The sequence below is a fragment of the Pedobacter sp. KH_004 genome (genome assembly GCF_057840755.1).
The window spans coordinates 2,801,744-2,823,872 of the sequence record NZ_CM174519.1 but is presented as its reverse complement, the minus strand read 5'-3'; the positions used below and the strand labels follow the sequence as shown (position 1 = coordinate 2,823,872).

Sequence of the window (22,129 nt, the reverse complement as noted above, 5' to 3'; positions counted from 1 at the left end):
ATTCTTTCAATTTCAACTAAGCTTTCAAACGGGACTTGAAACATTGGCGGGAGTAACGTTGATAGTAGCGGTTGCTGAGCTTTCCAAATAAAAAAAGCAACCCGAAATGGATTGCTTTAACGTTTTTATGGTTAGCTAATGAAACGATCTCTCCGTTACAGTCGAGATGAGTAGCCTACTAGCGTAATTCTAAAGTTTGTGCTCTATCTGGTCCTACTGATAGGAACTTAATTGGCACTTCTAATTCTTTTTCCAAGAATGCGATGTAATCGTTCAATTTCGCTGGAATCTCTTCAACAGAAGTAATTTTGGTTACATCTGTAGCCCAACCTTCAATTGCTTTCAACACCGGTTTTGGTTCAATCGAAATGATATCGTAAGGCATGTAATCGATCGTTTCACCATTATATTCGTAATGAGTACAAGCGTAAATCGTATCGAAAGTGTCCAATACATCGGCTTTCATCATAATTAATTCGGTAACACCGTTCAGCATGATTGCATATTTTAATGCAGGAAGATCGATCCAGCCACAACGACGGGCACGGCCTGTAGTTGCGCCAAATTCGTGACCTAAAGCACGAAGGTTTTCACCCACTTCGTTATCTAATTCGGTTGGGAAAGGACCGCCGCCAACACGCGTACAATATGCTTTGAAAATACCATAAACTGCACCAACTTTGTTTGGCGCAATGCCTAAACCTGTACAAGCACCTGCAGTGGTAGTGTTGCTCGAAGTTACGAACGGATATGAACCGAAATCAACATCTAACAAGGTACCTTGCGCACCTTCTGCCAAAACCGCTTTCCCTTCTCTTAGATAGCCATTAACAAAATGCTCGCTATCTACATGAGGTATACTTTTCAGGAATTCAATTGCTTCAAAGAAAGAAGCTTCTTTTTCAGTCAAATCATATTCGAAACCTTCATAATGCGAAAGAATTTCAGTATGTTTTTCTACCAACTTGGCATAACGCTCTTTAAAATCAGGAAGTGTGGTATCACCAACGCGTAAACCATTACGGCCGGTTTTATCCATATAAGTTGGACCGATACCTTTTAATGTCGAGCCAATTTTATTCTTACCCATCCGAGCCTCGTTAGCGGCATCCAATAATTGGTGGGTTGGTAAAATTAAGTGTGCTTTACGGGCAATCACCAATTTGCCTTCGGCAACCGGATCATGACCAGCTTTTTTTAAATTATCTAGCTCTCTTTTTAAAATGATTGGATCGATAACTACTCCATTACCAATAAGGTTCATGGTTTTTTCGTTGAAAATTCCTGATGGGATAGTGTTTAAAACGAATTTTTTACCATCGAACTCTAAAGTATGTCCGGCATTTGGGCCACCCTGAAAACGGGCAATAAGATCATATTTTGGACTGAGTACATCAACGATTTTTCCCTTTCCTTCGTCGCCCCATTGTAGGCCGAGAAGTACATCTACTTGCGTCATTATTAAAAATTTAAGCTGGTTTTATTGTGGATTGATTTAATTTGCTTCAAGCTTTGCCGCTCCGGCAGTTTCATTTACTTTTCTGGCCATGCTGCAATCTGAGCAAAAACCATACAGGTTTAAAGAGTGGTGTTTTACGTCAAATTTTAAAAGGTCACCCACCATTGTTTGAATTTGGTGAATACGGGGATCGCAAAATTCTACAACCTTTCCGCACTCAATACAAATCACGTGATCGTGTTGACGATAGCCATAAGATTTTTCGAATTGCGCCATGTTTTTACCAAACTGGTGTTTGGTAACCAGATCACACGAAACCAATAATTCCAGCGTGTTATAAACCGTAGCACGGCTTACGCGATACTTCTGGTTTTTCATGTGGATGTAAAGGGTTTCAACATCAAAGTGATCATTTCGGGAATATATTTCTTCCAGGATAGCGAAACGCTCAGGTGTTTTCCGTAGATTTTTGTTCTCTAAATAAGCCTCAAAAATCTTGCGAACGAGCTCATTTGTATTTTGTTCAGACATAGTTTTTAAACTCCGTTCAAAGGTAGTTAAATTGTTTGACTGTTTAATTTTTAGATTGTTGAAATGTTGTAATAAGTCCGAAGGTATCAGCCCTTGGTCGACAGTCATGAATCAAAAAACATTTCGATTTGCGAACTAGACTTCGGACTTATTATGCATCAAACCGGGTTACTCCTGTAACGCCTTTCACTTTTAACAAATTCCTAATCAGGTTCTCCAAATGTTCGGTGTCATTTACAAAGATCATAATAGAACCGTCAAAAATCCCTTCGTTCGTATCAACCGTAATCGATCTCATGTTAACTTTAAAGTCTGTTGAAATTACCCTCGTGATGTTATTGATTAATCCCACATCATCGATTCCAACAATACGCAGCCCTGTTAAGAAGGTTAATTCTTGCTGTTTATTCCACTTCGCTTTTACTACACGGTAGCCGTAATTAGCCATCAGTTGTGCCGCATTAGGGCAATTTGTCCTGTGGATTTTTATGCCATCACTAACCGTAATAAAACCAAAAACGTCATCGCCAGGAATGGGATTACAGCATGCGGCAAGCGTATAATCAATACGCTGCATATCTTCGCCAATCAAAAGAATATCAGAATCACCGCCTTTTATTTTATTTTTGATCCCATCAACAGATAGGTTTTCAGGGCGTTCTGGCGCACGGCTCTCTACTTCTTTCTCCGTATTTAGATACTCCTTAATGTCTTTAAGCTCAATTTTCCCTAAAGCCACATTGACAAAAAGCTCTTGTGTTGATGGCAGTTTAAAGAAATAGCTCAGTTTCTGCAAGTTGTCAGTATTGTAAGTGATCTTCAAAGATTTAAGTTTACGTTCTAAAATCTCCTTGCCATTATCAGCAATTTTGCGTTTTTCTTCTTTTAAAGATGATTTAATTTTTGACTTTGCCTTCGCCGTAACCACAATATTCAGCCAGTCTTCTTTTGGAGTCTGCTTACTGGAAGTAATAATCTCTACCTGATCTCCATTTTGGAGCTTGTAAGAAATTGGAACTAATTTGTGGTTAACCTTTGCTCCAATGCAGGTAGCGCCCACGCCGGTATGAATTTCGAAGGCAAAATCTAAAGCGGTAGCACCTAAAGGCAATTGAATTAATGCTCCTTTTGGTGTAAAGATGAAAATCTCATCTGAAAACAGATTCATTTTAAAATCATCAAGAAAATCCAAAGCATTGGCTTCCGGATTATTAAGCATTTCTCTAACTTTTTGAATCCATTGATCCAAACCGTTATCATTGCTCGATTCCTTGTATTTCCAGTGGGCTGCAAAACCTTTTTCGGCAATTTCATTCATCCGTTGCGTACGGATTTGCACTTCTACCCATTGCCCACGAGGCCCCATTACCGTGGTATGCAAACTTTCGTAACCATTTCCTTTTGGCGAAGAAACCCAGTCGCGTAAACGGTCGGGGTTTGGGCGATAAAGGTCGGTTACGATAGAATAAGCTTTCCAGCAATCGGCTTTTTCGTTTTCGTAAGCGCTATCCAAAATAATCCTAATGGCAAAAAGATCATAAACTTCCTCGAAAGGAATGTTTTTCTTTTTCATCTTATTCCAGATCGAATGAATAGATTTTGGACGGCCATATACATCGGCTACTAAACCCTGCTCATGAACGATCTCGTCAATCGGCTCAACAAATTTTTTGATGAATAATGCCCTTTCTGCCTTTTTCTCGTTTAGTTTTTTTGCAATAAATTTATAGGTATCAGGATCAAGATATTTCATCGAAAGATCTTCCAATTCTGATTTTATAGCGTATAAACCTAGTCGATGGGCGAGTGGAGCATATAGGTATATCGTTTCCGATGCGATTTTAAGTTGCTTATGGCGAGGCATAAAATCCATAGTGCGCATGTTATGCAAACGATCTGCAAGTTTGATCAGAATTACCCGAACATCATCCGCCAGCGTAAGCAACATCTTACGGAAATTCTCTGCCTGTAAAGAACTATTGGTATCGAAAACGCCTGAAATTTTGGTTAATCCATCAATAATTTTCGCAGTTTTCTTGCCAAATTCACGCTCAATGTCTTCTAAAGTAATGTCAGTATCTTCCACCACATCGTGAAGCAGGGCACAAACAATTGAGGTAGTACCTAAGCCAATTTCTTCTGCAGCAATTTGAGCTACAGCAATTGGATGATAAATATAAGGTTCGCCAGATTTTCGACGCATGTCTTTATGGCTTTCCAATGCCATATCAAAAGCTTTTCGAATCTCTTTTTTATCTCCTTTTTGCAGGGTAGATTTGCTTGCCCTCAGTAATGCCCTATATCTTTTAAGAATCTCTTGCTTTTCCGCCTCTAAATCAATCACTAACTCTGTTTTCATTTGTTTTTTTTGCGTAAAAATTTTCGTCTTATCTATTAATAAAACTTATATTAGTTCTGTTGAACGACTAATATATGAAATAACACCTAACTTTGTGAAGGTATAAATTTATGAAATTTAAAGGGCTAATCATTCTGTTTATTGTCATGATTTTTAGTGAAAAGCTAAAAGCTCAAGACCCTGTCCAACCGGTTTTTCCAAAACTGGGAAAAGCAGATACCATTCGTGTAGCATCAACAAATGATAATGGTGTGATGATTCCCTGGATGCAGCTGTTGGATGTGAGTATTTACGCAAACAGAATCTGGAAATCGCCTGCAGAGAAAGCTGCCTATAATCGCTTGCGTTACAACGTTTTAAAAGTTATGCCTTATGCTAAATTCGCGAAACGGAGATATGAGCAATTAGAGGAGGAAATAGCAAGAACACCTGAAAAGAGAGAACAAAAAAAATTGGTTAAACAGTGTGATAAGGAAATTAAAGACATGTTTAACCGCGAAATAAAGGAGTTAACCATTACGCAGGGACAAATACTTACTAAGCTTATTGACAGGGAAGTGGGCCGAACCACTTATGATATTGTTAAGCAAACCAAGGGTGGGTTCGCTGCATTCTCTTATCAGATTGTGGCCAGAGTAGTGGGGCATAATTTAAAAAGCACCTATAATCCTAACGAAGATAGAGATATAGAATCGATCATTCGTACTTCTGGATTTTATCAATAATCTAATGCAAAAAAGCATTCCTAATATTTATTCCTTTAAAGTTAAAAAGATCAATGGTGAAGATCAGCCTTTATCGGCTTATCGAAATAAAGTTGTTTTGATTGTAAACACTGCGTCTGAGTGCGGCTTTACTCCGCAGTTGAAAGAGCTGCAGCAATTGAAGGACGAAATCGATCATCCTGACTTCGAGATTTTAGGTTTCCCTACGAATGATTTTGGCAAACAAGAACCGCTAGATGGATCAGATATAGTCAGTTTTTGCGAAGTTAATCATGGCGTAAAATTTCCGGTTTTCGATAAAATTATGGTTCGTGGCGCAAATGCACATCCGCTTTATCTCTTTTTAAGTGAGAAGAAGCAGAATGGTAAGCTAAACGCTAAACCCCGGTGGAATTTTCATAAATATCTTTTGAATAGAAAGGGAGAGTTGGTTGATTTCTATTTTCCATTCACTAAACCTTTGAGTTCGAAAATCAAAAAGAAAGTCCATCAACTATTGAATGAAAATTCCAATCATAAATAATGAAGTTAGATATTTTAGTGATAGCCGTTCATCCTGATGATGCAGAGCTTTGCTGCTCAGGAACTATTTTAAAGCACATTGCCTTAGGTAAAAAAGTTGGAATTGTAGATTTAACACGTGGTGAATTAGGAACCCGTGGAACCGCAGAAACCAGAGATGAAGAAGCCGCAGATTCTGCTAAAATTTTAGGACTGCACGCACGCGAAAATCTTTGGCTTCGCGACGGATTTTTTCAAAACGATGAGTTTCATAGGCTCGAAGTGATCAAAATGATCAGAAAGTACCAGCCTGAAATTATTTTAAGCAATGCACTCGAAGATCGTCATCCAGATCATGGTAGGGCAGGAGATTTGGTGTACGATTCTGTTTTTTTATCAGGACTCCCTAAAATAGAAACTGAATTAGATGGTGTAAACCAGGCGGCTCACCGACCAAGATTGCTATTGCAATATATTCAAGATCGTTATTTAAAGCCAGATATTATCGTTGATATTTCTGATCACATGGATAAAAAAATTGAATCCATTAAAGCTTTCAAAACGCAATTCTATAATCCTGATGTAGATGGATTACAAACTTATATTTCTTCGCCAGAGTTTTTTGAAACTGTAATTGGTCGGTCGAGGGAGTTTGGTAAAAGCATTGGCGCTACTTTTGGCGAGGGTTTTACTTCAAGGAAATTACTAGGCGTTGATAATTTATTTGACTTGAGGTAATGCTAAAATTATTTAACCGCAAAGAAAAGGAAGTATTCGCAAAGAACACTAAGGCAAACTTTTTATAAAGCATTTTTCTACTCTTCTTTGGATAGACTTTGCTCTGTTTGTGGTTAACTCGCAAGTTCCAACAAAACCGTCACTCATTTGTTATTCTCAAAACGAATAATAATGGCGAATATATTCTCTTCACTTAAAAATGCGTACAATCTCTTTAAACACGTAGATTTTGCTAAGTTAGATGCTTTATCGAAAAAAGTTGACTTGCCTAAAATGGTCGAAACCATTTCAAATCTTGATCATAAGCAAATATCGGGAATGATGAAAATGATGGGTGGAAGCTCTGGTAAAAAGAAAGAATTGCCACCAATTGAAGGTGATTTTTATCGTTTGGGAGATGAAGCTCTGAAGGATGAAGACAGGGCTTTGCAATTAAAGGTGAGGGCTTTTTTAGAGAAAGAAGTCAAGCCAATTGTAAATCATTACTGGAATAAGGCAGAATTTCCTTTCGAAATTATCCCTAAACTCGCTGAGCTTAATATCTGTGGCTTAACTTATCAAGGTTATGGCTGTCCCGGAAAATCGAATTTGATGGAGGGGATTTTGGCAATGGAAATGGCCAGAATCGATACTTCGATATCTACCTTTTTTGGCGTTCAAAGTGGTTTAGCCATGGGTTCTATTTATTTATGCGGCTCGGAAGAACAAAAACAACAATGGCTGCCGCTTATGCAGCAGTTCAAAATTATAGGCGCCTTTGGTTTAACAGAACCTGAAGTTGGCTCAGCTGCTGCAGGTGGTTTAACAACAACCTGCAGAAATGTGGGCGGTAAATGGATTTTAAACGGACAAAAGAAGTGGATCGGTAATGCAACTTTTGCCGATATTTTAATCATTTGGGCTCGTGATGAAGCCGACAATGAAGTAAAAGGCTTTATCGTAAAAAAGGACAACCCGGGTTTTGCAGTAGAAAAGATGCAGGACAAAATGGCCCTTCGCATCGTTCAAAATGGAATCATTACGTTAACCAACTGTGAAGTGATGGAGGTAGATCGCCTACAAAATGCCAATTCATTTAAAGATACAGCAAAGGTTTTGCAAATGACAAGAGCAGGTGTAGCCTGGCAGGCCGTTGGCTGTGCCCGTGGTGCTTACGAAAATGCGCTGGAATATACCAGAACCCGAAAACAATTCGGCAAACCCATTGCATCGTTTCAGTTAATCCAGAATCATTTGGTAGAAATGTTATCGAATTTGACTGCGATGCAAACGCTGTGTTTTCGGCTTTCGCAATTGCAAGACCAAGGCCTTTTGAAAGACGAACATGCTTCGCTAGCGAAGGTTTTCTGCTCCTTACGTACCCGTGACGTAGTAAGCAAAGCCCGGGAAGTAATGGGAGGGAATGGAATTTTATTGGAGTATAATGTGGCCCGCTTTGTGGCCGACGCAGAAGCCATTTACTCGTATGAAGGTACTAAAGAGATTAACACACTAATTGTAGGTAGAGCGATTACCGGGTTTTCGGCATTTGTATAAGCACGATGAATTTGTTGCTTGGTGTTTGATTTGGAAATGAAAGTCAGTCTTTCATAGGTCCTTTAGTCCCGCCATTCGCTGTAGTCCCGATGAAAAATCGGGAGCTGCCGCTACTGTCTGGTTTATTGAACTTTGTTCTGCTTTTCAAACGGTGGGTCTGTTTACCCAAAAAGCATCAAACTTTATTTATAAACCCGGATGGACGGATGCCGGTTTTTCATCGGCAGGAGGGAAAACCGGGCTGAAAATGCCAAAAGTTTCAAACCGATTATTTTCAGATAATTAACCTATTATTTTTCTGTCTGTGAGGGCACATACCGAGGGGAAAAGCATTAGAATTCCCACCTGCCTGGGAAGAACGATTTTAAAATGGATACTTATTAAGTACCGCCTGGCTCATTGCACTTTTCTCGTATAAGGCGATGCATGATTTATTAAATTGGGGATCAAAGTTTACTTCTCCTGGCTGCAGTGCTTGAGGCACATTTGCGCTTTCCATAAAGAAGTAAACTTTGGTATTTCCATATTTGGTGTGTGGCATTAAATTACCATAATCTTCTATTCCTTTCCAAATGGAATCTTTAACAGTAACTACGTAAATACGCTGTACGGGGCCAGTATTATTTGCATTTCTATATTTCACTATTTCTTTAAATCCAGCTTTCATATCTTCAATTCCAGGTTGGTTAAAAGTATCTTTAACCATAAGGAAGACTAAAATTACAACCGCTCCTGAAACCAAATAGATAAGTGATTTTCTGTTCATGGCTACAATAAAGGCAATATTTTTTCCATAACCGTCAGGCCTTCGTCAATATGTTTTTGTTCTATGCAAAGTGCTGGGCGGAAGCGAATTGTTTTCTCTCCACAACCCAAAAACATAACGTTTTGTGCTAGTCCTTTGCTAAGAAAATCATTCCGCATTTCTTTATTTGGAAAGTCGAAAGAGCAGAGTAATCCCCGGCCACGAACGTTGCTCATTTTATCGAATTTATGGGCAAACGTGGAGAGGTTATCCTTAAGGTATGCTCCAACCTGAGCCGAGTTCTCGCATAATTTATCTTCTTCAACTATCTGAAGAATTTGCGATGAGCGAACCATATCTACCAAATTTCCTCCCCATGTCGAATTGATTCTGCTTGGCACTTTAAATACGTTTGTTTCAATCTGATCTACCTTGTTCCCAACTAAAATACCGCAAACCTGCATTTTTTTTCCAAATGCAACAATATCTGGTTGAGCTTTTTCACTGAAGTGCTGGTGACACCAAAATTTTCCTGTTAAGCCAACTCCGGTTTGAACCTCATCAAAAATCAAGAAAGCATCATTTTCATCGGCCAGTGTTTTGAGTTGAATTAAAAATTCCTCACGCAAGTGATTATCGCCGCCTTCAGATTGAATGGGCTCGATGATAATAGCACATATATCGTCCTTATTTTCAGCGAAGGCTTTTTTAATTTGTGCAATAGAATCTTCTTCGGTTTGGATAGCACGATCTAAATTGCTGTCTGAAAGGGGAAATTTAACATCGGGAATAGAAACCCTGGGCCAGTCGAATTTGGCAAACCATTTCGTTTTATCTGGTAGTGTATTTGTTAAACTCAAAGTATAGCCAGACCTTCCATGAAAAGCTCTTTCGAAGTGCAAAACTTTAAAGCCTTTTTCTTCGGTATAACCCTTGGCAAAGTTTTTCTGCACTTTCCAGTCCATAGCTACCTTAATTGCATTTTCTACGGCCAATGCACCACCAGCAATAAAAAAGGCGTGGGGCAAATAATCCGGAATGCCAACCCTTGAAAAAGTTTCTAAAAACTGGGCGTATTGTTGTGTGTATACATCAGAATTTGAAGGGTTTGCCATGGCAGCCAACAACAAGTTTTTCTTAAAGCTTTCGTCGTTAACCATTTTTGGATGATTATATCCTAGTGGCACTGACGCAAAGCAGGTAAAAAAATCAAGTAGTGTTCTATTGTGTTTTGAGTCATATATATATGCACCCTGGCTTTTCTCCATATCATAGGTCAGGTCGAAACCATCGGCCAAAATGTGTTTACTAAGAGACTCGTTAACGCGATCGGCGGGTACTGTTAATTGGTACATAAATTTGGTTTTGGTGTAAATCAAATTTAGTTAAATGTGCCTAAAATCAAAATTTAAGCACTTTTTGTACCATCAATGCAAAAAATAGGTTTAAACAGTTTAAAGTACGATTATAGACAAAAACATGTTTTGGACTTCTTTAATGTGGAAAACTTTTTTGGTAGAAACGGCATGATTCCGCTAAAATGTAGTGCTTTGAAATACAAAAATATCTTTTTCTGCAACAGCATTTGCCTTCGTACAATGAACTAAAACTTATCTTTCATTCCCAGTATTCCCAGTAAACCGCCGGTATGAATGGCTAATATTTTATCCGTTGCTTTAATTGCACCTTTCTTCTGAAGATCAAGGATGGAATAAAACATTTTTGCCGTGTAAACTGGATCAATTAATATTCCGGTTTGAGCGGTAAAGCTTTTAATGAATGCTATTAATTCAGGTTGCGTTTTGGCATAACCACCAAAATGATATGTGGTATGCAGGTTGAGATTTTCGGAGATTTTAGTGAATTTAGAAATTTCTTCAAGAATAAATTCTCCACCTTTTAATACGGGTATCACATGGAGTTGAGTATTCAGGCTTTTATTTTGTATCGCTTTTAACAGGCCAGCAGCTGTCGTTCCTGTTCCTGCTGCAACAAAGATGTGGTCGTAAGTTTCTCTTAGTTCATCAACAATCTCTGCGCAACCCTTCACGGCTTCTGTCGATGCGCCACCTTCATCAATAAAATAGGCATTATTATCCTGGCCGAATTTTTTTTCGAACAATAACGGTTTATCCTTGTAACCTTCCCGATCAGTAAAAATGAGTTGCATCCCATACAGCGAACAAAGTAAAAGCATTTCGTTTTTAACTTCTTCTCCGCGAACGAATGCTGTAGATTGAAATCCAAATTTGGCTGCTGCCGCTGCAGTGGCTACCAAATGATTAGAATATGCGCCTCCGAAGGTAACCAAGTGGTTTTTATTCTGCCGAATGGCACTTTCTAAAATATATTTTAGTTTACGCCATTTGTTCCCAGAAATGTAAGGATCAATTAAATCATCTCGTTTAACAAATAGATTGCTAAATGGATTAATTTTTAAGTTTTGGACCGGACTGTAGATATTTTGAAACACCTGTAAAAATAAAAAACACCTGTTGAATGCAAGTGTTTTTTTGGCGTTTTTTTTTAGATTTACTCTACTTAAAGTATATTTTCCTAACTAAATAAGGAAAAAAATTAAGCACAATCTTAACGTTTTGAGTAAAATTTTTCATAATTGTTATCGATTAGATCATCACAACTACAAAAAATAAGCCAATATTGTTTTGTTGACAAATAAATTAATTTCTTAACATGAATTTAACTTGTTGTCCATCAATAGGTATACATTTGTTTTTATTTTTAGCAGTGGTTGTATACTTTATAAATCAACCGACCTAATTTTAGTAAAACTTAATTACGGTAAAAAATCTTGGGCTCAAAAACCTATTTTTGCACCATGGAAAATGAGGTAGAATTGCAGGAATCGGAAGAGCAGGAATTATATGAACATTTAAAAATCATTGTAGACAAAGGGCAGTCTTTGTTGCGCATTGATAAATTTTTAATGGTTCGTGTGGAGAATGCTTCTCGGAATCGGATTCAAAATGCAATTGATGCGGGCAATGTTTTGGTTAATCAAAAGCAGATAAAGGCAAGCTATAAGGTGAAGCCTTTTGATGAAATTTCGATTGTTCTACCTCATCCTCCTCGCGACACTGAAGTTTATCCTGAAGATATTCCACTTGATATTATCTATGAGGATAGCGATTTGTTGGTCGTCAACAAAGTGGCGGGAATGGTTGTTCATCCTGGTTTTAATAATTATACAGGAACTTTAGTAAACGCACTTGCTTTCCATTTTGAACAATTGCCTCAACTACCAGGCAACGACGGAAGACCTGGGCTGGTCCACCGAATTGATAAAGACACCTCGGGACTGCTTCTTATCAGTAAAAACGAGAAATCGATTACGCATTTAGCAAGGCAGTTTTTTGATCACAGCATAACCAGAAAATACATTGCCTTAGTGTGGGGCGATATAGAAAATGATGGAACGGTTACCGGTTACATCGGTAGAAGTGTGAAAGACAGACGGGTGATGGACATTTACGATGAGGAAGCAAAAGGTAAATGGTCGGTAACGCATTATAAAGTTTTGAAGCGTTTAGGCTATGTTACGCTCATCAGTTGCGAATTAGAAACTGGTCGTACCCATCAAATTAGAGCTCACATGCAGCACATCGGACATCCGCTATTTAGCGATGCAATGTATGGAGGCGATAAGATTTTGAAAGGAACTACGTTTAATAAATACAAGCAATTTGTAGACAACTGTTTTGAGTTGCTACCCAGGCAGGCTTTACATGCACAAAGCTTAGGTTTTATTCATCCAACAACAAAAGAATATATGCATTTTGAATCACCTCTACCTAGCGATTTTAAAGCTGCATTAAATAAATGGGAAAATTATATTGCTGTATCATAAAATATGTCTCAACAGTACCTTCTTTTTAACGATGAATTTCATGCGGTTGATGTTCCCATCCTGACAGCTTCTAACAGAAGTTTCAAATTTGGCGATGGGCTTTTTGAAAGCATGCGGATGATTGACAATAAATTGCAGTTTGCAGATTTTCATGCAGACCGTTTAGTTGGCGGAATGAAGGCACTGAAAATGGATGGACATGCTTTGATGGACGATTATTTTCTTCGCCAAAAAACAGCCGATCTAGCTAAAAAGAATAGATGGAATGGTAATGTTCGGTTCCGATTATCTGTTTATCGTCAGGGAGCTGGAGTTTACACACCCGAAATTAATAAGGCTGGATATGTTTTGGAAGGCATACCGCTGCAAAGCAGTCGATACGAACTGAATAGTAAAGGGTTAATTATTGATGTTTACGACGAAATTACGAAGCCAATAAACAAGCTGTCAAACTTCAAAACATCCAACGCATTGCCTTATGTGATGGCGGGAATTTTCAAGAGCCAAAACCGTTTGGATGAAGCCATGATTTTAAATCAGAATGGTTTTTTGTGCGAAAGCATTAGTGCAAATGTATTCATTGTTTATAACGATCAGATTTACACACCAGCTTTAACCGAAGGTTGTATTAGCGGAGTAATGCGTAGCGCTGTAATGCAGTTATGTAGAATGAATGATCTAACTCTGACTGAGGCCCAAATAAACCCTGAAATTTTGAAAGAAGCTGAAGAAGTTTTCATCACTAACGCAGCTCAAGGTATTCAATGGGTAATGGGCTACGGCAGGAAACGTTATTTTAACGAGGTTTCGAAGTTTTTAATTGATAAGCTGAATAGTCTTTAAAATTGAATTATTACTAATAAGAATTACAACCTCATTCCTCGAAGAAAATCTTCAATTAACATTCGTTTTTTACCTTCATATTGAATATCAATCAGTTTGATAAAGCCGTCTTTCGCAGCAAATTTCAGGTAAGTTTTTCCGTCCGTTAAAAAGCCACCTGCTGCAATTCCTGGCTCTTTACTTTCCAGTTCCGCTTTAAAGACTTTTAGGGTTTTATCATTTAAAAATGTGAATGCTGTTGGATAAGGGCTCAGGCCGCGAACGAGATTATAGACCTGTTGTGCAGGCTGATTCCAATTTATTTTGCAATCTTCCTTAAAAATTTTTGGCGCATGTTTCAATACTTCGCTCTGTGGTTGAGGCTGTTCCTGGTAATTATCCTCCTTAATCGCTTTAACCGTTTTAACCAATAGCTCTGCGCCAATCTGCATTAGTTTATCATGCAGTTCACCGGCAGTTTCATCATCAGCTATTTGGGTAGTGGAGCTTTGAATAATATCGCCCGTATCAATTTCATGGGTTAAGAAAAAAGTGGTTACTCCGCTTTCCTTTTCCCCATTAATAATAGCGTGGTTAATTGGAGCAGCCCCCCGATATTGTGGCAGAAGCGATCCATGTAAATTTATAGTTCCCTTCTTTGGCATGTTCCAAACCACCTCGGGTAACATTCTAAAAGCTACAACCACTTGTAAATCTGCATCAAATGATTTTAGTTGCTCTAAAAACTCGGGGTTTTTTAATTTTTCGGGCTGTAAAACAGGAATAGTATGCTCAACAGCATATTTTTTTACTGCACTTTCATTTAGTTTTTGTCCGCGGCCAGCTGGTTTGTCAGGAGCAGTTATGACTGCTACAATATCGAAATCGGCTTTAACTAAAGCATCCAACGAAGCCACTGCAAAATCGGGCGTACCCATAAAAACTATTTTCATACGAAAGTGTTGTGTTTCTAAATCAACGTAAATATTTACATTAAGTTTTTTTTGCAAAATAACTAAAAATAAATCATCCTTATAGGTTAAAATGGTACAAGGGAAAGATGTGGTTAAAGCTAGCGGATTGGTCTACGTAACCGATTCCATGCCTGGTATTTATCGTAAAGGTAAACCCGGTAAATTTCATTATGAAGACAAAGATGGCCAACAAATAAAGGATGAAAAACATCTCGACCGAATCAAATCTTTGGTTATTCCGCCAGCCTGGCAAAAAGTATGGATAGCCAACAAGCCAAATGCTTATCTACAAGTTACGGGAATTGACGCTGCGGGGAGAAAACAGTATAAATACCATCCAAAGTGGACAAGCCGTCGCTCTGATGATAAATATTTTAGATTATATGAGTTCGGTAAAGCCTTACCCGAAGCAAGAAAAAAACTGGCTAAGGATTTAAAACGGAAAGAATTGGATGAGCGGAAAGTGCTTGCAATTTCTGTTGATGTTCTTCAAAAAACTTTAATTCGGGTTGGCAATGAAAGTTATAAGCAACTTTATGGCTCTTTCGGACTCACGACATTGAGAGACAAGCATGTTAAAATAAATGGAAGTAAAATTCATATCGATTTTATTGGTAAAAAAGGAGTTAAGCAAAACGTGGTACTCAACGACAGAAGCCTGGCTAAACTTGTAAAGAAATGTCGCGATATTCCCGGACAGGACTTATTCCAATATTATACAAATGGTAAGGAGCATAGAGGGATCGACTCGGGAAAAATCAACAATTACATTAAAGAAATAACAGGTAATGATTTTACTGCAAAGGATTTTAGAACCTGGGGTGGAACGCTTGAAGCCTTACGTCAGTTTTCTAAATGTGCTGCCGATAAAGATTGGGAACTTAATACCAAGAAAACGGTAGTTAGTGTTTTAGATTGTGTGGCTAAAAAATTGGGCAATACCCGGGCTGTTTGTAAAAGTTCTTACGTATATCCCATTTTGATTACTGCTTATGAGAACAATGAACTTGAAAAGTATTTGAAGAAAATGAATAACCACAGAGCCATCGGAAAAGTAGGTTTAGAGCATGATGAAAAAGTGCTTTTATCTTTTTTAAAAGCTACAGGCAGTAAGTAGATTGATTATTTTTGTTTAATAGTATGCGAATAAATTTACAAGACAAAGCTTCTTTATTTTCTATCATAACTGAAGAATCGGCGATGCCTATTGGTTTGTACGTAGGCGAACAACTCATCATTGAGATGGCCAATAAAGCGATTTTAAAGGCCTGGGGAAAAGATGAGTCTGTAATTGGAATGCCTTTAGAAGTTGCTTTGCCTGAATTAAATGGTCAGCCATTTATCCAGATATTAAAAAATGTTTTTGAAACCGGTATTGCCTACGAAGCAAAGGAAGATAAAGTTGAATTAATTAATAATGGTGTTCTTCAAACGTTTTACTTTGATTTTATTTACAAACCTTTAAAAGACGAAAGTGGTAAAGTTTGGGCAATATTAAATAATGCTACAGATGTTACAGAATTGGTAAACGCTAAGTTGAAGTGTAAAGAAAGCGAAGAGCTTTTTAGGCAAATGATTTACGATGCACCGGTTGCCATTGGGATACTTCGCGGTAATGATTTTGTAGTTGAAGATGCGAATGATGAGCTTCTTAAAATTTGGGGCAAAGACAAAAGTATCTTGGGACAAAAAATAATCGATGCCTTACCTGAAATCAAAAATCAGCCTTTTCCTAAATTATTGCAGGATGTTTATCAAAACGGCGTAGCACATTATGGTTATGAAACTTATGCAAAACTGGAATTCAATGGCTTACTAGAAGATTGCTATTTCAACTTTGTTTATGATCCCATTCGTGATAAAGATAACAATATAACAGGGGTAATGGTGGTTGCTAATGACGTAAGCATCCAGGTAAAATCTCGTCTGGCTTTTGAAGAAAGTGAGCGACGCTTTAAAAATTTGGTGCTTGATACTCCCATGGCCACAGCTTATTATGAAACAGAAGATATTATCGTATCTATCGTAAATGATGAAATGCTCAAGTTTTGGGGCAAAGATAAAAGCATTATTGGTTTGCCGTTTGATGAGGCAATTCCAGAACTTAAAGGCCAACCTTTTATCAACTTATTGAAAGAGGTCTATCGCACTGGTGTACCTTACCATGCAGATCAGCAGATGGCTTTTTTGCCTGTAGATGGAGAGATGAAGCCGCAGTGGTTTAACTTTACCTACAAGCCTTTGCGCAATGCCGAAGGAAAAGTTTACGCCATTTTGCATGGCGCTACTGATGTTACCAAGCTGGTTCAGCTTCAAAAACAGAAAGATGAGTTTTTAGGCATTGCCAGTCACGAATTGAAGACGCCTGTAACCAGTATTAAGGCTTACACACAAGTGTTGGAAAGGATGATTCGCAAAGAAGGCGATGAAAAGAAAGCCAATATGGTCCATAAGATGGACATACAACTTAACAGGTTAACTGGATTGATTGGCGATTTGCTCGACGTTACTAAAATTCAATCTGGAAAGATGACCTTCAACCCCGTTGATTTTAAGTTTGATGCGTTGGTAAATGAAATGGTCGATGAAATACAGCATACTACCTCACAGCATCGGATTGAATTAGATGTGAATAGCAACGCTTCAGTTTATGCCGATAAGGAGCGAATAGGGCAGGTAATTGTTAATTTTCTTTCAAACGCAATTAAATATTCCAATGATGCCGAAAGTATTTTTGTAGCGAGTTATTTGTATGATGATGAAGTAATTTTGAGTGTTCGAGATTACGGAATTGGGATTTCAAAAGACTTACAACATTTGGTTTTTGATCAGTTTTACCGCGTAGGTGGAAATCTTCAACATACTTACCCAGGCTTGGGGCTCGGGCTATACATCTCTTCAGAAATTGTCAAAAATGAAGGTGGCAGAATATGGGTTGAAAGTGAAGAAGGGGAAGGGTCGACTTTCTATTTCTCTTTGAAAGTAAAGTAGTTGTTAAAATGAAAGCCAAGTTCAAAAAACTTGGCTTTCATATAAATCTATTTAAATTATTCTTTGGGTGCCTTTTTAATTGGGTTTACCGGCTGTTCTTCATTTTCCCGCTGCTTAGCTGGATTTTCTGTTTTTGGCGGTTTATTTGGCAAGCTATCATTCGGTTTTCTCACCGTTTTATGATCTTCCGGCTCCCTGCCTTTAGGTACTTCTTCCTGATAATTACTTCCTGGATTATTATTTTCTTCTTTTGGACCGCTCATAATGTAAATAATTGATTTTTGTGTTAGACTATGATGAATGCCATTATCTCTTTTTAAAACAACGTTTTCAGCAGTATTGTTTCAATTATTGGTTCTGTTCACTGAATCGCTCATTCATTCACTCACTCACTCATTCCATCTTCACTCATTCCCACATTATTTATAAAGCAAGTATTTTAATCTCATTTTTTTGTAGGCACTCAATCCCGGCTCCCAACTTGCTCTAATTTCTTGTTCGCTTTTTCCATCAATTACTTGTTGCCTAAAATCGCCAACGCCTACTAGTTTTTCAATCGTTCCCATTTCTTTACTCAGCTTGTTGTTAAAAAAATATTCTTTCTTCGGCGACGCATTATATAATTCAATCAACCAGGAAATATTAACCTGTTTTGTTTTGCGGAGTTCAGCAGTATCATATTTCCTTAAATCTAAACCGTAGCAAACCTGATCTTGAAACAATGGCGTTTCTGACATGCCTTTGATACTTTTTGGTGTAAAACTGAAATTGAATTTCCCTTTCAGGTAAGGTGCACCAACAATGGTAAATGGAAACATTGTACCACGACCGTGGTTTAAATATGTTCCTTCGAATAAACAGGTAGATGGATATAGCAGTATAGATTGCGCAGTATTTAAATTAGGGGATGGTTTAACTGGCAACACGTATTCCATATCATGGTTGTAATTTGCATTTTTAATTACTGTGATTTTGCATTTTACCTTATCTTTTAGCCACCCTTCGCCGTTAAGCATTTGGGCATATTCGCCGACAGTTAGTCCGTGTGCAATTGGAATAGGTTGAATACCGATACCAGATTTAAATTTAGGATCAAGTAGTGGGCCATCAATTAAATAACCATTAGGATTTGGACGATCCAATATCAAGAGCTCTTTTTTATTGTTAGCACAAGCTTCCATAACATGTTGTAAAGTGTTAATGTAGGTGTAAAAACGTACTCCAACATCCTGAATATCAAATATCATCACGTCAATATCAGCCAAGTCTTCTGTAGTTGGGGTACTGTGCTTACCGTAAAGTGAAACAGCTTTAATTCCGGTTTTGGCATCAACGGCATCATCTATTTTGACCCCAGCACTTGCATCGCCTCTAAAACCATGCTCCGGGCCAAATATTTTTTGAATTTTAACACCGAGTTTCAATAAGCTATCAACCGATGTTTGTGTACCGATAATTGATGTCGGGTTAACAACCATCCCTACACGTTTTCCTTTTAAAAGCGGCAAGTATTTTTCGGTTTGTTCCGCTCCAGTTCTAATAGTTGTTTCTACAGGAGTATTAATTTTTCTAATAACTGTTTTTTTACTTGGAACGCCTTTTCCAACTTCTTGCTCTAAAGTTTTTGGTCCCTGCCCACAAGCAGAAAGGGCAATTAGTGAGGTTAGTGCAAAACTGATGTATTTTTTCATTTGGGATAAATTTTACGATTTGGTTTTGGATGTTAATCAACAAAACAATTTAGCAACTTATTTGATTATTGTTATTTGGATCTTGTTGTTTAAAGTTGACCAATATATTCCAAATATATACCATTTTTAAAAAGGATTTAAGCATTTTTGCTGTTACAAAATAATCAAATTGAATTTCGAATACTTTATAGCCGGCCGTATCGCTATTAAATCTGAGCGACCATTTTCCAAACTCATCGTTCGCATCGCCATTGCAGGTGTAATGCTTAGCCTTGCCGTAATGATTCTGACTATCGCCATTATTAAAGGCTTTAAAACCGAAATTCAAGATAAAGTCCGGGGCTATCTGGGCGACGTTCAAATTACCCGTTATGATTTAAACAACTCTTTTGAACATTCTCCATTTGTGCTGGATAGCGAAACGAGAAAGAAGCTAATCAACAATCCAGATGTAGAATATTTCTATCCCTTTGCTACCAAACCGGCCATTTTATCGGCTAATGATGAAATTGAAGGCATAAATTTTAAGGGTGTCGACAAAACCTACAACTGGGATTATATTAAACAACACATTATAAGCGGAACTATTATCGATTTTTCGGATAGCACTGCTGCCATGCAAGAATTGCTGGTTTCTAATTATACAGCCAATCGCTTGAAGCTTAAAACTGGAGACGATTTCATCATGTATTTTGTTCAAAACCAGTTGCGCCCACGTAAATTTAAAATTGTGGGGATTTATGATATTGGGGTGGAAGATATCGACAAAAGCTTTGTGCTTGGGAACTTAAATATCATTAAACGCTTAAACAACTGGAAGCCAGATCAAATTGGTGGGATCGAAATCCGGATTAAAAACTTTAAAGCTATTAATAAAGTTTCGGCAGATATTTTTGAAAGTTTACCGCAAACTCTGCGTTCGTTTTCCATTATCGAAAATTTTCCAAATATATTTACCTGGTTGGGCTTACTGGATGTAAACACGAGGGTTTTATTAATCCTGATGCTGATTGTAGGTGTAATTAATATGGTTACTGCATTGTTAATTATGATTTTGGAGCGTACAAATATGATTGGAATACTTAAGTCATTCGGGGCAAGCAACTGGAGCATTATGAGAATTTTCCTGTATAATGCCGCCTACCTTATTGGGATCGGCTTACTGCTTGGAAATATTTTAGGCCTCGGCTTAGGGTTCTTTCAACAGGCAACACATATTTTTAAACTGAACCAATCATCGTATTTTTTGGCTTATGCACCAATAGAATTTCATTTTTTAGATGTATTAGGTTTGAACGTTTTAACCGTATTGGTCTGTTTAATCGTATTAACTATTCCCTCTCTGCTTATCAGCAAAGTTTCGCCATTAAAAGCGATTAGGTTCAAATAAATTAAAAGAGGTTTTTAAATCTAGATATGCGCTTAGGTTTATTCCTCACTAGAGGAAAAAGCTTTGATTGTGTAGGTGTTATAGCTGGGAACAAAAATAAATAGGCTTTTCCCCATCCAGGGAAAAGACCTATCGTTTTTAACTAACCTATTCCAAACCTGGAACAGAACTAAGAATTAAGATTTTATAAGATGTAATATGAGCCTACCTGAGCCAATTCAGTTTGTGGCTTATCTTCCAGTATCTTGTTATCATCGATCATTTGGCAAAGATCACGCTCAATTGTTCTACAAATAGTAGTGGTCGGCGTATCGGTTGGCTTGTTTTCGAACGGATCTTGCAGATGAACAGCCATTTTCTCTACCAAAAGGAAAAACGCAGCAATTGCAACAACCAAGGGAACTTCCATGTAACCGAAATATTCAATCAAACCAAACGGCAATAAAACGATGAATAAATGAATCGACATATTAATATACTTGCTATAAGTTACCGGAAAAACGGTGTTTTTAATCCGTTCACAGCCTCCCATATGGTTACACAAAGAGGTAAGAGTTTTGTCGATTTCAATTTGTTGATATTTGTTAATCCAGCCTTTATTCAAAGCTTCCTTTAAATCCATCGCATGTAATTCCAACAATGTGGCAGTAACATTTTTACGTCTTTTAATGAACTCCATTTCATCAGCAGATAAATATTGTTCTAAGCCTTTGCGTGGATTAAAGCCTCTTAAAGCCTGACTTAGTGCATAAGTCCAGGCAATTTGCCTTTTGATGAATTTCTCTTTGAATTTTTCAATCTCATCAGAACCATATGGGTTTTCTACAAAAGAAAGAATCTGTCTGGAAAGTGATCGGGAATCGTTAACAATGGCACCCCATAAAATCCTGGCTTCCCACCATCTATCATAAGCTTGGTTCGACCTGAACGCTAGCAAAAGAGAAATAATTGTACCCAGCAAAGCTGGCACTGTAATGGGAATTGAGATTCGGGTAACATGAAAGTTTTGATAAAGAATGACGATTCCAACTGAATAAGCAATTACAAAAAGCAATTCTTTTTTAATCTTTCCAAATATATAGGTGAGGGGAATATTATTTCGTAACAGCATGGTCTTAAGTTTGTTTCGTTAATAATTAAGCGTTTGCCGCTTTTAATTCGTTTTCATGAATTTTAGTTTCAATTAAATTTTCTTGATTATGAAGCGTCATGATATTTAATTCCAACACTTCGCGGCCACAACGAGCGGTTAGTACTTTTGGATCGATACTATATTTGTTGATTTGCTTAAAGTTATAATCTTTAGGATAGGCAATAAAGTCTATATCAAAAGCTTCGATGAAATTTTTGAAAGCAACCACGGTGCTGCCATAGAAATACTCTATGCTAATGGTATCTATCTGATTAGCAAACTTCGCTTTGTAATTATTCAAAGTCTGGTAAAACTCGTCGCTAATGTTTTCGTAATCTCTGCTTCTTCGGCTTAACATTAGCATATCAGTAATAGAATCTGATAACTTAAATGCGTGGACAAAAATTATATTAAAGGTTTCGTTGGGTTGAGTCTGCGTTAAACCATCAATGATTTTTGTACTCTCTAAATTGAAATCTGTTGGTACTAATACTGTTTTCATGGCTTTATCTTGTTAAATGAATAAATATTTATACAAGTTTACAGCGATAAGATTACAGCGAAATAAGAATGAGATTAGAACGGAATTAGAATTTATAAAATCTAGAGATGCAGGTTGTAGAAATTGCGATTTTCAAAGATTTATATACAAAATTAGAAATTTTAA

General features: G+C 37.5%; 20 protein-coding genes. 9 read left to right on the top strand and 11 right to left on the bottom strand.

Translation table 11 applies throughout. The features are described from left to right. Positions 1-178 precede the first annotated feature (178 nt). The 3 genes from AC3ITD_RS12255 to AC3ITD_RS12245 form a co-directional block, all read right to left on the bottom strand. Entirely contained in the window at positions 179-1,459 is a 1,281-nt protein-coding gene (locus AC3ITD_RS12255; RefSeq protein ID WP_265801677.1) for an adenylosuccinate synthase, read from the bottom strand. A gap of 36 nt (positions 1,460-1,495) precedes the next feature. Beyond that, complete coding sequence (locus tag AC3ITD_RS12250) at positions 1,496-1,990, bottom strand: Fur family transcriptional regulator (RefSeq protein ID WP_056851415.1); 495 nt, start codon at positions 1,988-1,990, stop codon at positions 1,496-1,498. Positions 1,991-2,141: 151 nt separating this feature from the next. Further along, positions 2,142-4,349, bottom strand: a complete 2,208-nt coding sequence (locus tag AC3ITD_RS12245; RefSeq protein WP_056851414.1) for a RelA/SpoT family protein — start codon at positions 4,347-4,349, stop codon at positions 2,142-2,144. Between the two features lie 110 nt (positions 4,350-4,459). Here AC3ITD_RS12245 and AC3ITD_RS12240 point away from each other — a divergent pair, with 110 nt between their 5' ends. From AC3ITD_RS12240 to AC3ITD_RS12225, 4 genes are all read left to right on the top strand, one after another. Beyond that, a complete protein-coding gene (locus AC3ITD_RS12240) occupies positions 4,460-5,074 on the top strand; it encodes a DUF4294 domain-containing protein (RefSeq protein ID WP_056851413.1) in 615 nt (204 codons plus the stop codon). Positions 5,075-5,078: 4 nt separating this feature from the next. Continuing rightward, positions 5,079-5,597 carry a glutathione peroxidase gene (locus AC3ITD_RS12235; RefSeq protein WP_489360093.1) on the top strand — a complete coding sequence of 173 codons (519 nt, stop codon included), beginning with the start codon at positions 5,079-5,081 and terminating at the stop codon, positions 5,595-5,597. Further along, entirely contained in the window at positions 5,597-6,313 is a 717-nt protein-coding gene (gene bshB1 / locus AC3ITD_RS12230; RefSeq protein WP_489360091.1) for a bacillithiol biosynthesis deacetylase BshB1, read from the top strand. The genes AC3ITD_RS12235 and bshB1 overlap by 1 nt, the downstream gene beginning before the upstream one ends. A gap of 171 nt (positions 6,314-6,484) precedes the next feature. Then, positions 6,485-7,849: an acyl-CoA dehydrogenase family protein gene (locus AC3ITD_RS12225; protein ID WP_489360089.1), complete on the top strand. Its 1,365-nt coding sequence runs from the start codon at positions 6,485-6,487 to the stop codon at positions 7,847-7,849. A 364-nt stretch (positions 7,850-8,213) separates the two neighbouring features. Here the strand turns inward: AC3ITD_RS12225 and AC3ITD_RS12220 are convergent, their stop codons facing one another. The 3 genes from AC3ITD_RS12220 to AC3ITD_RS12210 form a co-directional block, all read right to left on the bottom strand. Next, positions 8,214-8,615, bottom strand: coding sequence for a hypothetical protein (locus AC3ITD_RS12220; RefSeq protein WP_489360087.1), 402 nt, complete (start codon positions 8,613-8,615; stop codon positions 8,214-8,216). A gap of 2 nt (positions 8,616-8,617) precedes the next feature. Next, on the bottom strand, positions 8,618-9,949 hold the full coding sequence (lat, locus tag AC3ITD_RS12215; RefSeq protein ID WP_489360085.1) for an L-lysine 6-transaminase: 1,332 nt from the start codon (positions 9,947-9,949) through the stop codon (positions 8,618-8,620). Positions 9,950-10,197: 248 nt separating this feature from the next. After that, complete coding sequence (locus tag AC3ITD_RS12210; protein ID WP_489360083.1) at positions 10,198-11,067, bottom strand: 1-aminocyclopropane-1-carboxylate deaminase/D-cysteine desulfhydrase; 870 nt, start codon at positions 11,065-11,067, stop codon at positions 10,198-10,200. A gap of 366 nt (positions 11,068-11,433) precedes the next feature. On the opposite strand from AC3ITD_RS12210, the gene AC3ITD_RS12205 reads away from it, so the two are divergent. Next, positions 11,434-12,462 carry an RluA family pseudouridine synthase gene (locus AC3ITD_RS12205; protein ID WP_056851406.1) on the top strand — a complete coding sequence of 343 codons (1,029 nt, stop codon included), beginning with the start codon at positions 11,434-11,436 and terminating at the stop codon, positions 12,460-12,462. A 3-nt stretch (positions 12,463-12,465) separates the two neighbouring features. Then, positions 12,466-13,305 carry an aminotransferase class IV gene (locus tag AC3ITD_RS12200; protein WP_265801689.1) on the top strand — a complete coding sequence of 280 codons (840 nt, stop codon included), beginning with the start codon at positions 12,466-12,468 and terminating at the stop codon, positions 13,303-13,305. Between the two features lie 23 nt (positions 13,306-13,328). Here AC3ITD_RS12200 and fmt read toward each other — a convergent pair whose 3' ends face one another. After that, entirely contained in the window at positions 13,329-14,237 is a 909-nt protein-coding gene (gene fmt / locus AC3ITD_RS12195; protein WP_489360080.1) for a methionyl-tRNA formyltransferase, read from the bottom strand. Positions 14,238-14,328: 91 nt separating this feature from the next. On the opposite strand from fmt, the gene AC3ITD_RS12190 reads away from it, so the two are divergent. Both AC3ITD_RS12190 and AC3ITD_RS12185 read left to right on the top strand, forming a co-directional pair. Continuing rightward, a complete protein-coding gene (locus AC3ITD_RS12190; RefSeq protein ID WP_489360077.1) occupies positions 14,329-15,375 on the top strand; it encodes a DNA topoisomerase IB in 1,047 nt (348 codons plus the stop codon). A 23-nt stretch (positions 15,376-15,398) separates the two neighbouring features. Next, positions 15,399-17,249 (top strand): PAS domain-containing sensor histidine kinase, encoded by a 1,851-nt coding sequence (locus AC3ITD_RS12185; RefSeq protein WP_489360075.1) that lies wholly within the window; start codon positions 15,399-15,401, stop codon positions 17,247-17,249. A 56-nt stretch (positions 17,250-17,305) separates the two neighbouring features. Here the strand turns inward: AC3ITD_RS12185 and AC3ITD_RS12180 are convergent, their stop codons facing one another. After that, positions 17,306-17,512 (bottom strand): hypothetical protein, encoded by a 207-nt coding sequence (locus tag AC3ITD_RS12180; protein ID WP_265801696.1) that lies wholly within the window; start codon positions 17,510-17,512, stop codon positions 17,306-17,308. 156 nt (positions 17,513-17,668) lie between these two features. After that, positions 17,669-18,940 (bottom strand): exo-beta-N-acetylmuramidase NamZ family protein, encoded by a 1,272-nt coding sequence (locus AC3ITD_RS12175; protein WP_489360072.1) that lies wholly within the window; start codon positions 18,938-18,940, stop codon positions 17,669-17,671. 169 nt (positions 18,941-19,109) lie between these two features. Here AC3ITD_RS12175 and AC3ITD_RS12170 point away from each other — a divergent pair, with 169 nt between their 5' ends. Next, complete coding sequence (locus AC3ITD_RS12170) at positions 19,110-20,330, top strand: ABC transporter permease (protein WP_489360070.1); 1,221 nt, start codon at positions 19,110-19,112, stop codon at positions 20,328-20,330. 184 nt (positions 20,331-20,514) lie between these two features. Here the strand turns inward: AC3ITD_RS12170 and AC3ITD_RS12165 are convergent, their stop codons facing one another. Both AC3ITD_RS12165 and AC3ITD_RS12160 read right to left on the bottom strand, forming a co-directional pair. Continuing rightward, complete coding sequence (locus AC3ITD_RS12165) at positions 20,515-21,441, bottom strand: bestrophin family protein (RefSeq protein ID WP_265801702.1); 927 nt, start codon at positions 21,439-21,441, stop codon at positions 20,515-20,517. Between the two features lie 25 nt (positions 21,442-21,466). Beyond that, positions 21,467-21,964 (bottom strand): hypothetical protein, encoded by a 498-nt coding sequence (locus AC3ITD_RS12160; RefSeq protein WP_265801703.1) that lies wholly within the window; start codon positions 21,962-21,964, stop codon positions 21,467-21,469. Positions 21,965-22,129: the final 165 nt, after the last annotated feature.

Excerpts from the sequence above, each read along its gene's own strand:
- bshB1 (WP_489360091.1), top strand. The coding sequence starts at position 5,597 with ATGAAGTTAGATATTTTAGTGATAGCCGTTCATCCTGATGATGCAGAG.
- AC3ITD_RS12165 (WP_265801702.1), bottom strand. The coding sequence starts at position 21,441 with ATGCTGTTACGAAATAATATTCCCCTCACCTATATATTTGGAAAGATT.
- AC3ITD_RS12250 (WP_056851415.1), bottom strand. The coding sequence starts at position 1,990 with ATGTCTGAACAAAATACAAATGAGCTCGTTCGCAAGATTTTTGAGGCT.
- AC3ITD_RS12235 (WP_489360093.1), top strand. The coding sequence starts at position 5,079 with ATGCAAAAAAGCATTCCTAATATTTATTCCTTTAAAGTTAAAAAGATC.
- AC3ITD_RS12160 (WP_265801703.1), bottom strand. The coding sequence starts at position 21,964 with ATGAAAACAGTATTAGTACCAACAGATTTCAATTTAGAGAGTACAAAA.
- AC3ITD_RS12245 (WP_056851414.1), bottom strand. The coding sequence starts at position 4,349 with ATGAAAACAGAGTTAGTGATTGATTTAGAGGCGGAAAAGCAAGAGATT.
- AC3ITD_RS12225 (WP_489360089.1), top strand. The coding sequence starts at position 6,485 with ATGGCGAATATATTCTCTTCACTTAAAAATGCGTACAATCTCTTTAAA.
- AC3ITD_RS12240 (WP_056851413.1), top strand. The coding sequence starts at position 4,460 with ATGAAATTTAAAGGGCTAATCATTCTGTTTATTGTCATGATTTTTAGT.
- AC3ITD_RS12175 (WP_489360072.1), bottom strand. The coding sequence starts at position 18,940 with ATGAAAAAATACATCAGTTTTGCACTAACCTCACTAATTGCCCTTTCT.
- AC3ITD_RS12200 (WP_265801689.1), top strand. The coding sequence starts at position 12,466 with ATGTCTCAACAGTACCTTCTTTTTAACGATGAATTTCATGCGGTTGAT.
- AC3ITD_RS12190 (WP_489360077.1), top strand. The coding sequence starts at position 14,329 with ATGGTACAAGGGAAAGATGTGGTTAAAGCTAGCGGATTGGTCTACGTA.
- lat (WP_489360085.1), bottom strand. The coding sequence starts at position 9,949 with ATGTACCAATTAACAGTACCCGCCGATCGCGTTAACGAGTCTCTTAGT.
- AC3ITD_RS12185 (WP_489360075.1), top strand. The coding sequence starts at position 15,399 with ATGCGAATAAATTTACAAGACAAAGCTTCTTTATTTTCTATCATAACT.
- AC3ITD_RS12180 (WP_265801696.1), bottom strand. The coding sequence starts at position 17,512 with ATGAGCGGTCCAAAAGAAGAAAATAATAATCCAGGAAGTAATTATCAG.
- AC3ITD_RS12205 (WP_056851406.1), top strand. The coding sequence starts at position 11,434 with ATGGAAAATGAGGTAGAATTGCAGGAATCGGAAGAGCAGGAATTATAT.
- fmt (WP_489360080.1), bottom strand. The coding sequence starts at position 14,237 with ATGAAAATAGTTTTTATGGGTACGCCCGATTTTGCAGTGGCTTCGTTG.
- AC3ITD_RS12255 (WP_265801677.1), bottom strand. The coding sequence starts at position 1,459 with ATGACGCAAGTAGATGTACTTCTCGGCCTACAATGGGGCGACGAAGGA.
- AC3ITD_RS12220 (WP_489360087.1), bottom strand. The coding sequence starts at position 8,615 with ATGAACAGAAAATCACTTATCTATTTGGTTTCAGGAGCGGTTGTAATT.